Annotated in this window: 10 protein-coding genes; 8 read left to right on the forward strand and 2 right to left on the reverse strand. The window is 58.8% G+C overall.

The window, feature by feature from the left end; translation table 11 throughout:
- Positions 1–95: 95 nt before the first annotated feature.
- From tig to ACJ8J1_RS11060, 8 genes are all read left to right on the forward strand, one after another.
- Positions 96–1,400, forward strand: coding sequence for a trigger factor (gene tig, locus ACJ8J1_RS11025; RefSeq protein WP_031300019.1), 1,305 nt, complete (start codon positions 96–98; stop codon positions 1,398–1,400).
- Positions 1,401–1,838: 438 nt separating this feature from the next.
- A complete protein-coding gene (clpP, locus tag ACJ8J1_RS11030) occupies positions 1,839–2,462 on the forward strand; it encodes an ATP-dependent Clp endopeptidase proteolytic subunit ClpP (protein ID WP_103682133.1) in 624 nt (207 codons plus the stop codon).
- A 143-nt stretch (positions 2,463–2,605) separates the two neighbouring features.
- Positions 2,606–3,877 carry an ATP-dependent protease ATP-binding subunit ClpX gene (gene clpX, locus ACJ8J1_RS11035; RefSeq protein WP_004940354.1) on the forward strand — a complete coding sequence of 424 codons (1,272 nt, stop codon included), beginning with the start codon at positions 2,606–2,608 and terminating at the stop codon, positions 3,875–3,877.
- Positions 3,878–4,071: 194 nt separating this feature from the next.
- Positions 4,072–6,426, forward strand: a complete 2,355-nt coding sequence (lon, locus tag ACJ8J1_RS11040; RefSeq protein ID WP_019454189.1) for an endopeptidase La — start codon at positions 4,072–4,074, stop codon at positions 6,424–6,426.
- A 216-nt stretch (positions 6,427–6,642) separates the two neighbouring features.
- The gene (gene hupB / locus ACJ8J1_RS11045; protein WP_004940351.1) at positions 6,643–6,915 is read left to right on the forward strand and encodes a nucleoid-associated protein HU-beta; all 273 of its coding nucleotides are present in this window, start codon (positions 6,643–6,645) and stop codon (positions 6,913–6,915) included.
- Positions 6,916–7,093: 178 nt separating this feature from the next.
- The gene (gene ppiD, locus ACJ8J1_RS11050; RefSeq protein ID WP_103682132.1) at positions 7,094–8,977 is read left to right on the forward strand and encodes a peptidylprolyl isomerase; all 1,884 of its coding nucleotides are present in this window, start codon (positions 7,094–7,096) and stop codon (positions 8,975–8,977) included.
- A gap of 138 nt (positions 8,978–9,115) precedes the next feature.
- Positions 9,116–9,496 (forward strand): ComEA family DNA-binding protein, encoded by a 381-nt coding sequence (locus ACJ8J1_RS11055; protein WP_033642074.1) that lies wholly within the window; start codon positions 9,116–9,118, stop codon positions 9,494–9,496.
- A gap of 154 nt (positions 9,497–9,650) precedes the next feature.
- Positions 9,651–10,052 carry an acyl-CoA thioesterase gene (locus ACJ8J1_RS11060; protein WP_033642075.1) on the forward strand — a complete coding sequence of 134 codons (402 nt, stop codon included), beginning with the start codon at positions 9,651–9,653 and terminating at the stop codon, positions 10,050–10,052.
- Between the two features lie 44 nt (positions 10,053–10,096).
- Here ACJ8J1_RS11060 and queC read toward each other — a convergent pair whose 3' ends face one another.
- Together queC and ACJ8J1_RS11070 are read right to left on the reverse strand one after the other, a co-directional pair.
- Positions 10,097–10,795, reverse strand: a complete 699-nt coding sequence (queC, locus tag ACJ8J1_RS11065) for a 7-cyano-7-deazaguanine synthase QueC (RefSeq protein WP_033644204.1) — start codon at positions 10,793–10,795, stop codon at positions 10,097–10,099.
- 94 nt (positions 10,796–10,889) lie between these two features.
- Entirely contained in the window at positions 10,890–12,626 is a 1,737-nt protein-coding gene (locus ACJ8J1_RS11070) for an SgrR family transcriptional regulator (protein ID WP_103682131.1), read from the reverse strand.
- Positions 12,627–12,637 lie beyond the last annotated feature (11 nt).

Consider the following 12,637-nt stretch of genomic DNA (forward strand, 5'->3'; position numbering starts at 1 on the left):
CGCTTCTGTCATCAGGGAACTCGGTTCTTATTTGTAGCCGTCCTGGTTCTTGGAACGGAGTTGACCGAGCACTGTGATTTTTTTGAGGTAACAAGATGCAAGTTTCAGTAGAAACCACTCAAGGCCTTGGGCGCCGTCTCTCTATTACTGTACCGGCTGATACTATCAAGCAGGCGGTGAAGAAAGAGCTGATCAACGCAGCGAAAAGCGTGCGTATCGACGGCTTCCGCAAAGGCAAAGTGCCGATGAACATCGTGGAACAGCGTTACGGCGCCTCTGTTCGTCAGGACGTGCTGGGCGAAGCGATGCAGCGCAGCTTCGTTGACGCGATCATCAAAGAAAAGATTAATCCGGCCGGCGCACCAAACTACGTGCCGGGCGAGTACAAAGAAGGTGAAGACTTCACTTTCGCCGTTGAATTCGAAGTGTATCCAGAAGTTGAGCTGAAAGGCCTGGAAAACATCGAAGTTGAAAAACCAGTAGTGGAAGTGAACGACGAAGACGTCGACGCGATGCTGGACACTCTGCGCAAGCAGCAGGCGACCTGGAAAGAAACCGATCGCGCGGCGGAAGCTGAAGATCGCGTGACCGTTGACTTCACCGGTTCTATCGACGGTGAAGAGTTCGAAGGCGGCAAAGCGTCCGACTTCGTGCTGGCAATGGGCCAGGGCCGCATGATCCCAGGCTTCGAAGAAGGTCTGGTCGGTCACAAAGCGGGCGAAGAGTTCTCCATCGACGTGAACTTCCCGGAAGACTACCACGCGGAAAACCTGAAGGGCAAAGCGGCCAAATTCGCTATCGTGCTGAAGAAAGTTGAAGAGCGCGAGCTGCCTGAACTGACCGAAGAGTTCATCAAGCGTTTCGGCGTGGCGGACGGTTCCGTTGCCGGTCTGCGCACCGAAGTTCGCAAGAACATGGAGCGCGAGCTGAAAGGCGCCGTGCGTAACCGCATCAAGTCTCAGGCGATCGAAGGCCTGGTGAGCGCGAACGAAATCGACGTGCCTGCTGCGCTGATCGACGGCGAAATCGACGTGCTGCGTCGTCAGGCTGCACAGCGTTTCGGCGGCAACGAGAAGCAAGCGCTGGAACTGCCACGCGAGCTGTTCGAAGAGCAAGCCAAACGCCGCGTAGTGGTTGGCCTGCTGCTGGGCGAAGTGATCAGCACCAACGATCTGAAAGCTGACGAAGACCGCGTGAAGACGCTGATCGAAGAAATGGCCTCCGCCTACGAAGATCCGAGCGAAGTCATTGAGTTCTACAGCAAAAACAAAGAGCTGATGAACAACATGCGCAACGTGGCTCTGGAAGAGCAAGCGGTTGAAGCCCTGCTGGCAAAAGCGAAAGTGACTGAAAAAGCCACTACCTTCAGCGAGCTGATGAACCAAACTCAACAGGCGTAATGCCTGCGTGCCGGGCGCGATGAACGGCGCCCCCGGTTTCGCCTGGCGAACCGGCGCACGATGAAAAAGCCCGCAACCTCAGGTTGCGGGCTTTTCTTTTTGCCACGTTGCTGATTAATCTCAGGTTAAGCGGGGCAATATGCACTATATTTACCCTGTTGCCTGGGGAACTGGCTGGCATGATAACGGTCAGAATAACGGCATCGTTTCCGGCGCGCGGAGAAAATCGGCCTCTGGGCTTGAAATCGCGCCGGGCTCCCCCAATCTGTAAAGAATAATTCTGGGGCTGTTTGCCAAAGTGCGCGGGATGAAATAACCGTCGGGTACGTGTGGCGCGGGTCGAATGCTTGAGCATAGTCATCATGGCCGTTCTCAAGTAGAATCGGCGTATTAGGGTGACACCCTGGCCGCCAAGGCAATTTCTATTAGGAGACGGTAATGTCATACAGTGGCGAACGAGATCAATTTGCACCGAACATGGCGCTGGTGCCGATGGTGGTAGAGCAGACTTCACGCGGGGAGCGTTCTTACGACATCTATTCCCGCCTGCTGAAAGAGCGCATCATTTTCCTGACCGGCCAGGTGGAAGATCACATGGCCAACCTGATCGTGGCGCAAATGCTGTTCCTCGAAGCGGAAAGCCCGGAAAAAGACATTTTCCTCTACATCAACTCGCCGGGCGGGGTGATCACCGCGGGCATGTCGATTTACGACACCATGAAGTTCATCAAGCCGGACGTCAGCACCATCTGTATGGGGCAGGCGTGCTCGATGGGCTCCTTCCTGCTGACCGCGGGCGCCAAAGGCAAACGTTTCTGCCTGCCGAACTCGCGCGTGATGATTCACCAGCCGCTGGGCGGCTACCAGGGCCAGGCGACGGACATCGAAATCCACGCGCGTGAAATCCTCAAGGTGAAAGCGCGCATGAATGAACTGATGGCCGAGCATACCGGCCAGCCGCTGGAGCAGATCGAGCGCGATACCGAGCGCGATCGCTTTATGACCGCGGAAGAAGCCGTGGAATACGGCCTGGTTGACAGCATTCTGACACACCGCAGCTAGAACCACGCGGCGCCGATGGACTATAGTAATCAGAGTGGGCAGGGGCTCGCTCTGTTGTAGCCCCCCGGCGTTCCCGATATGAGTTTGGGCGCACTGCCGCCGTGATTTTCCTGCGGGACAAGACTAAAGAAGAGGTTTGACTGATGACAGATAAGCGCAAAGACGGTTCAGGAAAGCTGCTGTACTGCTCTTTTTGCGGCAAAAGCCAGCATGAAGTGCGTAAGCTGATTGCCGGGCCGTCAGTGTATATCTGCGATGAATGTGTCGATCTGTGTAACGACATTATTCGCGAAGAGATTAAAGAAGTTGCCCCGCATCGTGAGCGCAGTGCGCTGCCGACGCCGCACGAAATCCGCCACCACCTGGATGACTATGTCATCGGTCAGGAGCAGGCGAAGAAAGTGCTGGCGGTTGCGGTGTACAACCACTACAAACGCCTGCGCAACGGCGATACCAGCAACGGTATCGAGTTGGGCAAGAGCAACATCTTGCTGATTGGCCCAACCGGTAGCGGCAAGACTCTGCTGGCGGAAACGCTGGCGCGCTTCCTGGACGTGCCGTTCACCATGGCCGACGCCACCACGCTGACCGAAGCCGGTTACGTGGGCGAGGACGTGGAAAATATTATCCAGAAGCTGTTGCAAAAATGTGACTATGACGTGCAGAAAGCGCAGCGCGGCATCGTTTATATCGATGAAATCGATAAGATTTCCCGCAAGTCCGACAACCCGTCTATCACGCGTGACGTTTCGGGTGAAGGCGTGCAGCAGGCGCTGCTGAAGCTGATTGAAGGCACCATCGCCGCGGTTCCGCCGCAGGGCGGGCGCAAGCATCCGCAGCAGGAGTTCCTGCAGGTCGATACCTCCAAGATCCTGTTTATCTGCGGCGGCGCATTTGCCGGCCTGGATAAGGTGATCGGCCAGCGCGTCAACACCGGCTCCGGCATCGGCTTCGGCGCGACCGTCAAGGGCGAGTCCGAGAAGGCCACCGAAGGCGAACTGTTGCTGCAGGCCGAACCGGAAGACCTGATCAAGTTCGGTCTGATCCCTGAGTTCATCGGCCGTCTGCCGGTGGTGGCGACCCTGAGCGAGCTGAGCGAAGACGCGCTGATTCAGATCCTGAAAGAGCCGAAGAACGCTCTGACCAAGCAGTATCAGGCGCTGTTCAACCTGGAAGGCGTGGAGCTGGAGTTCCGTGACGAAGCGCTGAACGCCATCGCCAAGAAAGCCATGGCGCGCAAAACCGGCGCCCGCGGCCTGCGTTCCATCGTGGAAGGCGCGCTGCTCGATACCATGTACGATCTGCCGTCGATGGACAGCGTGGACAAAGTGGTGATCGACGAGTCGGTGATCGCCGGTCAATCCAAACCGCTGCTGATTTACGGCAAGCCGGAAGCCCAGGCGTCTGGCGAATAATTAGCCAGTTAAACCAGCGCGTTATCAGCAAAATGGGGGATTTCATCCCCCATTTCTTTTTCCTGCATTCTTGCCGTTGAATGTAAGAGATTCATCCCCATATACTCATTAACCAGATTTTATGAAACGTTAGATGCTTGCGTCTCATGAGATTCCCCCTCAACCTGGCGGAAATTAAACTAAGAGAGAGCTCTATGAACCCTGAGCGTTCCGAACGCATTGAAATCCCCGTTTTGCCATTGCGCGACGTGGTGGTTTATCCGCACATGGTGATCCCGTTATTTGTTGGCCGGGAAAAATCGATTCGGTGCCTCGAAGCCGCAATGGATCACGATAAGAAGATCATGCTGGTGGCACAGAAAGAGGCCTCAACGGATGAACCTGGCATTAACGACTTGTTCTCGGTTGGCACCGTAGCGTCGATCCTGCAGATGCTGAAGCTGCCGGACGGCACGGTAAAAGTGCTGGTCGAGGGGCTGCAGCGCGCACGCATCACTACGCTGTCCGACAGCGGTGAGCATTTTGCCGCGCAGGCGGAATACCTTGAATCGCCGGCTATCGACGAGCGCGAGCAGGAAGTGCTGGTGCGCACCGCGATCAATCAGTTTGAAGGCTATATCAAACTGAACAAAAAAATCCCGCCGGAGGTGCTGACGTCACTGAACAGCATCGACGACGCCGCGCGCCTGGCGGACACCATCGCCGCCCACATGCCGCTGAAACTCAGCGACAAACAGTCGGTGCTCGAGATGTCCGACATCACCGAGCGTCTGGAATACCTGATGGCGATGATGGAGTCGGAGATCGACCTGCTGCAGGTTGAGAAACGCATCCGCAACCGCGTCAAGAAGCAGATGGAGAAGAGCCAGCGCGAGTACTATCTGAATGAGCAGATGAAGGCGATTCAGAAAGAACTGGGCGAGATGGACGACGCGCCGGACGAGCACGAAGCGCTGAAGCGCAAGATCGATGCGGCGAAAATGCCGAAAGAGGCGCGCGAGAAAACCGAAGCGGAACTGCAAAAGCTGAAGATGATGTCGCCGATGTCGGCGGAAGCGACCGTGGTACGCGGCTACATCGACTGGATGCTTCAGGTGCCGTGGAACGCGCGCAGCAAGGTGAAAAAAGACCTGGTCAAGGCGCAGGAAGTGCTCGATACCGATCACTACGGCCTGGAGCGCGTCAAGGATCGCATCCTCGAGTACCTCGCGGTGCAGAGCCGCGTCAGCAAAATCAAAGGGCCTATCCTGTGTCTGGTTGGGCCGCCGGGCGTGGGTAAAACCTCGCTGGGGCAGTCGATCGCCAAAGCGACCGGGCGCCAGTACGTGCGCATGGCGTTAGGCGGCGTGCGTGACGAAGCGGAAATCCGCGGTCACCGCCGTACCTACATCGGATCGATGCCGGGCAAACTGATCCAGAAAATGGCCAAGGTTGGGGTGAAGAACCCGCTGTTCCTGCTGGATGAGATCGACAAGATGTCTTCCGACATGCGCGGCGATCCGGCTTCCGCTCTGCTGGAGGTGCTGGATCCGGAACAGAACGTGGCGTTCAACGACCACTACCTGGAAGTGGATTACGATCTGTCCGACGTGATGTTCGTCGCCACCTCCAACTCGATGAACATCCCTGCGCCGCTGCTGGACCGTATGGAAGTGATCCGTCTGTCGGGTTATACCGAGGACGAAAAGCTCAACATCGCCAAACAGCACCTGCTGCCGAAGCAGCTTGAGCGCAACGCGCTGAAAAAAGGCGAGCTGACGGTCGACGACAGCGCCATCATCGGCATCATTCGCTTCTACACCCGCGAAGCCGGGGTGCGCAGCCTGGAGCGTGAAATCTCTAAACTGTGCCGTAAAGCGGTGAAAACGCTGCTGATGGATAAGAAGCGCAAGCACATCGAGATCAACGGCGACAACCTGAAGGACTACCTGGGCGTGCAGCGCGTCGATTACGGCCGTGCGGATACCGAAAACCGCGTGGGCGAAGTCACCGGGCTGGCGTGGACGGAAGTGGGCGGCGATCTGCTGACCATCGAAACCGCCTGCGTGCCGGGCAAAGGCAAGCTGACTTACACCGGCTCTCTGGGTGAAGTGATGCAGGAATCGATTCAGGCGGCGCTGACCGTGGTGCGCGCGCGCGCGGAGAAATTGGGCATCAACGCCGATTTCTACGAGAAGCGCGACATCCACGTGCACGTGCCGGAAGGGGCGACGCCGAAAGACGGCCCAAGCGCCGGTATCGCGATGTGCACCGCGCTGGTCTCCTGCCTGACCGGCAACCCGGTACGCGCCGATGTGGCGATGACCGGCGAGATCACGCTGCGCGGCCAGGTGTTGCCGATCGGCGGCCTGAAAGAGAAGCTGTTGGCGGCGCATCGCGGCGGCATCAAAACCGTGCTGATCCCTTACGAGAACAAGCGCGATCTGGAAGAGATCCCGGACAATGTCATCGCCGATCTGGAGATTCATCCGGTGCAGCGAATCGATGAAGTTTTGAACATTGCGTTGCAAAACCCGGCCTTCGGCGCACTGCCGGTAGCGGCAAAATAGTGACGAATCGCAAAAACCATTGATAAAACTTATACTGGCAAGCCATTTCGGACTTGCCAGTATTTTTTTGTACCGCTAAGTTAGATCTCTGTCGGCCCACGTTTTGCCACCCAGTCGGTGGCTTGCCAAGGTTCGATGGGATTGATATAACAGCTGCGCTGTCGCAACCGTAGGGATTTTTCGGTGCGACGATAGAATTCTAGAGGGGATGATAGAGTGAATAAGTCACAACTGATCGACAAGATTGCCGCAGGTGCTGATATTTCCAAAGCGGCAGCTGGACGTGCTTTAGACGCAGTAATCGCTTCCGTTACCGACTCTCTGAAAGCTGGGGATGACGTGGCTCTGGTTGGTTTCGGTTCCTTCACCGTGCGTGAACGTTCGGCTCGTACCGGCCGTAACCCGCAAACCGGTAAAGAAATCAAGATCGCGGCAGCCAAAGTGCCGGCCTTCCGTGCAGGGAAAGCGCTGAAAGACGCTGTAAACTGATTTGGCGTCTAACCGTTTAGCGTAACAGGGTTTTGTAATAAACAATCACCTGACGCAGCGGTGCTGGTAAGGTAAGATACAAGGCGCATCGGACTGATGCGCTTTTTTTATTTTTGTCGCAGGGAACGCGCCTGCACAAGGGTTGTTAATCCACATCACAGCGGAGTGTTGTCACACTATGATGGACAATTTACGCGCGGCTGCCAATCACGTCGTGCTCAAAATCATCCTGGCCCTGATCATCCTGTCATTCGTCCTGACCGGGGTGGGTAACTACCTGATCGGCGGCTCCGGCGATTATGCTGCGAAAGTAAATGGTCAGACGATCGAACGCGCTCAGCTGGAACAGGCTTTCCAAAGCGAGCGTAGCCGCATGCAGCAGCAGCTGGGTGACCAGTTCTCTGCGCTGGCCGGCAACGAAGGCTACATGCAGCAGATGCGCCGTCAGGTGTTGTCCCAGTTGATCGACAACATGCTGCTCGACCAATACGCCAAGAAGCTGGGCCTGGCGGTCAGCGACGATCAGATCAAGGACGCCATCCGCAAGGCGCCTTATTTCCAAACCAACGGCCAATTCGATAACGCCAAGTACCTCGACCTGATCGGCCGTATGGGCTACACCGCCGACAACTTCGCGCAGTCGATGCGTCAGCAGCTGGTCAATCAGCAGCTGATCCAGGCCTTCGGCGAATCCGGCTTCGTGCTGCCGTCCGAATCGCAAGCCATGGCGGCGTTGGTGCTGCAGGAGCGCGACGTGCGTCTGGCGACTATCGATCTGAAGGCGCTGCAGGCGAAACAGAGCGCCGGCGACGACGAACTGAAGGCGTATTACGATCAGAACAAGAACAGCTTCATCGCCCCGGAGCAGGTGAAGGTGAGCTATATCCCGCTGGACGCCGCGTCCATGCAGGATAAGGTGACAGTGAGCGAAGAGGACATCAGCGCTTACTACGACCAGCACAAGAGCAGCTACGGCCAGCCGGAGCGTAAAAACTACAGCGTGATCCAGCTGAAAACCGAGGCGGAAGCCAATGCGGCGCTGGACGAGCTGAAGAAGGGCGCCGATTTCGCCACGCTGGCGAAAGAAAAATCCACCGACATCATCTCACGCCGTACCGGCGGTGAACTGGGTTGGCTGGAGCCGGAAACCACCGCCGACGAGCTGAAGCAGGCTAACCTGACTGAAAAAGGGCAGCTGTCCGGCGTGGTGAAATCTTCCGTCGGCTACCTGATCGTGCGTTTGAACGACATCGAACCAGAGAAACTGAAGCCGCTGAGCGAAGTGCATGACGCTATCGCCAAGCAGGTGAAGCAGGAGAAAGCGGTAGATGCGTATTACGCGCTGCAGCAGAAGGTGAGCGAAGCGGCGACCAGCGACAACGAATCCCTGGCCTCGGCTGAAGAAGCGGCGGGCGTGAAAGCGGCGCAAACCGACTGGTTCACCCGCGACAATATCCCTGCGGCGCTGAACTTCAAGCCGGTGGTGCAGGCGATCTTCGACGGTTCGCTGATCGGCGAGAACGGCGCGCCGGGCAGTAACTCCGACGTGATCACCGTAGACGGCGACCGCGCCTTCGTGGTGCGCGTGAGCGGCCACAAGCCGGAAGGCATCGAGCCGTTCGACCAGGTAAAAGACCGCGTGGCGGATCTGGTGAAACGCAACAAGGCGGTGCAGGAAGCGAAACTGCAGGGTGAGAAGCTGCTGGTTGAGCTGAAGCAGGGCAAGGGCGACGAGGCGATGAAAGCCGCCGGCCTGAGCTTTGGCGCCGTGCAGAAGATGGCGCGCGCGCCGGAAGACAGCCAGCTGGTGGAGAGCGTGTTCGCGCTGCCGCACCCGCAGGACGGCAAACCGGTGTACGGCATGTCGCAGGATCGCCAGGACAACGTGGTGCTGATCGCACTCGATGCGGTGAAGCCAGGCACGCTGCCGGAAGACGAAATGAAAACCTTCGTCGGCAAGATGGAAGAGGGCGCGACCGGCGTTTCCTTCGATTCGTTGCTGGCGAGCCTGCGTAAAGAAGCCAAAATTAAAATGGGCGCCGCTGAGCAACAGCCGCAGTAATCGCCGCATTTTTCTGCAACGCAGTGCAACAAACAAAGGCCGCTTTCGCGGCCTTTTCCACATCTGATATCCGCCGATTGCTGAATATCCGCCGCCGCGGCAAGGTAGCCGTGCTGTCACACACAAGGAGGATACAGCATGCAACATACAGAGAAAAAAACGTTATCAGGTTACCGTCATCACGTTAAAGCCGCGCTGGCCGCGCTGTTGTTATGCCTGGCGGTGCCGGCCGCCGCGGCGGATAAAGCCGATGCGCCGGCGCCGATGCTCTCAACCCCGACGAGCAATGGCGGGCAACAGGCGATGACCAAGGCGGCCGAAGAGACGGCGGTCAGCATCAATCAGGCCACCGCCGAACAGCTCGCAGCGGCTTTGAGCGGTGTCGGTCTGAAGAAGGCGGAAGGCATTGTGCGCTATCGCGAACAGAACGGGCCATTCACCCAGGTTGAGCAACTGCAGGAGGTGCCGGGCATCGGACCGGCGCTGTTCGAGAAGAACCGCACTCGGCTGAAAATGTGATCCCGGTCGCGGCTGCGCGGCAAAATGCCGCTGAGGCAATGGCGACTCTGCTACATTTTACAGGTCTTACCAGTTTGGCGCGTTGACCAAACGGGCGAGGGAGCCCACGCGGCTCCCTCTTTCTGTAATCACCAGGCAGGAGCGATCGTTCCCTATGCAAACCTTTATCAAAGTTCGCGGTTATCACCTTGATGTCTACCAGCACGTTAACAATGCCCGCTATCTGGAGTTTCTGGAGGAGGCGCGCTGGGAGTGGCTGGAAAACGAGGCAGGGTTCCGCTGGATGACGGAAAACAACATCGCTTTCATCGTGGTGAACATCAATATCAATTACCGCAGCCCGGCGGTATTGGGGGATAAACTGCGCATCGACAGCCAGATGGTGCAGCTCAACGGCAAAAGCGGGGTACTGAGCCAGAAGGTGACGCAGGATCCGGCGGGGACGCCGGTGGCCGACGCGCTGCTGACTTTCGTGTGCGTCGATCTGAAAACGCAGCGGGCGCTGCCGATTGAAGGGGAATTGCGCGAGCACCTGGAAGCGCTCACGCCCAAATAACATTCGCAGTCAGCTCACCGGCGGCGGCTGCCGCCGTCGCTGCCTCAGGCCAGACCGGCCTTCTGTTTCAACGCCGCCATCACTTCCGCCTGGTTGGCGCGATACTGCGTCAGGCCATTGGCGCGCAGGTTGCAGGCGGCGCATTCGCCGCAGCCGTCACCCTTGATGCCGTTGTAGCAGGTCAGCGTATCCTGACGCACCCGATCCAGCTGCTGGTAATAGTCCGCCAGTGCCCAGGTTTCGGCCTTGTTCAGCCACATCAACGGCGTTTCGAAGCGGATATCGCGGGCGATGCCCAACACCACCGCCTGGTTCAGCGCTTTGACGAACTCGTCGCGGCAATCCGGGTAGCCGGAGAAGTCGGTTTCACACACGCCGGTGATCACCGCCTCCGCTTCCACCTGGTAGGCGTAGATCGCCGCCAGCGTCAGGAACAGGATGTTGCGGCCCGGCACGAAGGTGCTCGGCAGCGCGTTTTTCTGGTTGGGATCGTAGGCGGGAACCGGAATATTGTCGCGAGTCAGGCTGCTGATGGCCAGCTCATTGAGCAACGTCACGTCCAGCACCTTGTGCGCCTTGGCGCCGAGGGCCTCCGACAGCTCCTGAGCGACTTCAATTTCGGCGCGATGGCGCTGGCCGTAATCGAACGTGACGCAGTGAACTTCGTCATACTGTTGCAATGCCTGGATCAAGCAGGTCGTGGAGTCTTGTCCACCGCTGAAAACGACAACCGCGCGCTTCATAAAATCACCTTTTTGGGCTTTGGCCATTCCCGATACACATTCGGGCGGCAGGATAAAAATTGCGTTGCGGCGACAATAGTAGCAGAAAGGGCCGTCAGGCGCAGGGCGGTTCGGCTCCGGTCGGTGCCTCATCCACCGGCGGCGGCAGCCACGCCTGGCAAAAATCGAACCAGCCATGGGCGGTCAGCGTCACGCCATGCATACGCGGCGGCGCGCTGATCTGATACTGGTAGTGGAACAGCGGCGTGATGATGGCGGCGGCCATCAGCTGTTGATAATAGGCCTGCAGCCGTTCGAAGCGCAGTGGCTGCGCCTGCAGCTGTTGGATCTCCCGCAGCGTCTCCTGCTGCTGCTGCCAGCGGCTTGCCGTCAGGATACCGCGCCACAGCGAATCCTGCCGCAGCCAGCTCTCCAGCGTCGCCTCAGGCGCCTCGCCGATCAGGTTGTCTGCCAGCAGCAGGTCGGCCTGGGCGATTTGCGCCTCGCTTTGCCAGCGCTTGCCGGCGTAGTAACGCACTTCCAGCTCGCAGCCGTGCTGCGCGAGCAGCCGCTGTAGCGCGACCGTCACCGTTTGCAGCTCGACCGGCGGCCGATACAGCAATGTTAGCCGAGCGGGCAGCGGGACATCTTCTTCAATCCGTTGGCTGGGGATGCGCCAGCCGGGCAGCATTTCATGGCTGGGGGTGATCACGCTGTTGGGGATCGGCAGATGGCTGAGCAGGCCGGACTGCTGGATCAGCATCAGCAGCTTTTGCCCCTGGGCTTCGCTCAGCACGCCGTGGCGCAGGTTCAGCGCCAGATAACACCAGCCCAGGCTCATGCTGCGCTGCACCGGCCGGGCCTGCGCCAAATCGTCTTGCTGACCGATGGTGATGCGCACCGGATGCCGGCAGCTGGCGTCGGCGCCGGTGATGGGCAGATCGGGCGTGATCCAGTATTCGATGGTGTCCAGATACGGATGCTGCAGATGGTAACCGGCATGCTGTTCCAGCCTCACCAACTGCGGTTCATTCAACGCCAGTTTAAATGGGCCGGCGCCGATGGCCGGCAGTTCGGGGTGCGTCATCAGACAAGGCAGCTCCGCCAGCCGGTGTGCCAGCCAATAGTCCGGCAGGTGCAGGTCGAACTGAATGCACAGCGGATGCGGCAGGCTGACGTTCGCGACGCTGCTCAGGCTGGGTTGGCTGCGCGGATGGCCCAGCAGTTTTTCCAGCGTTTGCAGCAGTTGCTGGCCGGTCAACGGTTCGCCGTTGTGCCAGCGCAGCTGGCTACGCAAAAAGAATCGCCAGCGCAGGCCGCCATCGCTTATCTGCCAGTGGTGCGCCAGATCGGGCTGCGGCTCCGGGTTACCGGTCATCAGGCGCGTCAGCCCGGCGTGCAGGGTCGACACCAGATGTTGCTCGGCGCGGCCGGTCAGCGTGAGCGGATCGAGCGCCTCCAGCGTACGGTAATAGGGAATGCGCAGCGTCGGGCTGCCGGCCTGCCATTGCCCGCCGAGGTGCGGGCTGAGCAGATCCTGCAGGTGTTGCGGATCGAGCTGCGCCATCTCCAGCGCCCCCTGATGATTGCCCTGTTGCAACAGCTGCTGCAACAGCTGCGCGCGCAGCTCATCCGGTGTTTTCAGGCAGCGCAGGCTGGCGCGTTTGCCGCGGCCGGGCTGCGAATGCCAGCTCAGCCAGCCCTGATCCTGCAGCTGCTGCACCAGCGTGCGGGCATGGCGTTCGCTGCAGTAGAACATTGCCGCCAGCTCGCCGATGGTCACGGCGACCGGCGCGTTGCCGAGCTGTTGATACAGGCGTTGATATTGGCTGAGACGGTGAACCAGGCGCATGAGCAGAAATC

Origin of the sequence: Serratia sp. CY37869 (assembly GCF_052168895.1) — a bacterium.
Classification (GTDB): Bacteria; Pseudomonadota; Gammaproteobacteria; order Enterobacterales; family Enterobacteriaceae; genus Serratia; species Serratia ureilytica.

Excerpts from the sequence above, each read along its gene's own strand:
- tig (WP_031300019.1), top strand. The coding sequence starts at position 96 with ATGCAAGTTTCAGTAGAAACCACTCAAGGCCTTGGGCGCCGTCTCTCT.
- clpP (WP_103682133.1), top strand. The coding sequence starts at position 1,839 with ATGTCATACAGTGGCGAACGAGATCAATTTGCACCGAACATGGCGCTG.
- clpX (WP_004940354.1), top strand. The coding sequence starts at position 2,606 with ATGACAGATAAGCGCAAAGACGGTTCAGGAAAGCTGCTGTACTGCTCT.
- lon (WP_019454189.1), top strand. The coding sequence starts at position 4,072 with ATGAACCCTGAGCGTTCCGAACGCATTGAAATCCCCGTTTTGCCATTG.
- ppiD (WP_103682132.1), top strand. The coding sequence starts at position 7,094 with ATGATGGACAATTTACGCGCGGCTGCCAATCACGTCGTGCTCAAAATC.
- ACJ8J1_RS11055 (WP_033642074.1), top strand. The coding sequence starts at position 9,116 with ATGCAACATACAGAGAAAAAAACGTTATCAGGTTACCGTCATCACGTT.
- ACJ8J1_RS11060 (WP_033642075.1), top strand. The coding sequence starts at position 9,651 with ATGCAAACCTTTATCAAAGTTCGCGGTTATCACCTTGATGTCTACCAG.
- queC (WP_033644204.1), bottom strand. The coding sequence starts at position 10,795 with ATGAAGCGCGCGGTTGTCGTTTTCAGCGGTGGACAAGACTCCACGACC.
- ACJ8J1_RS11070 (WP_103682131.1), bottom strand. The coding sequence starts at position 12,626 with ATGCGCCTGGTTCACCGTCTCAGCCAATATCAACGCCTGTATCAACAG.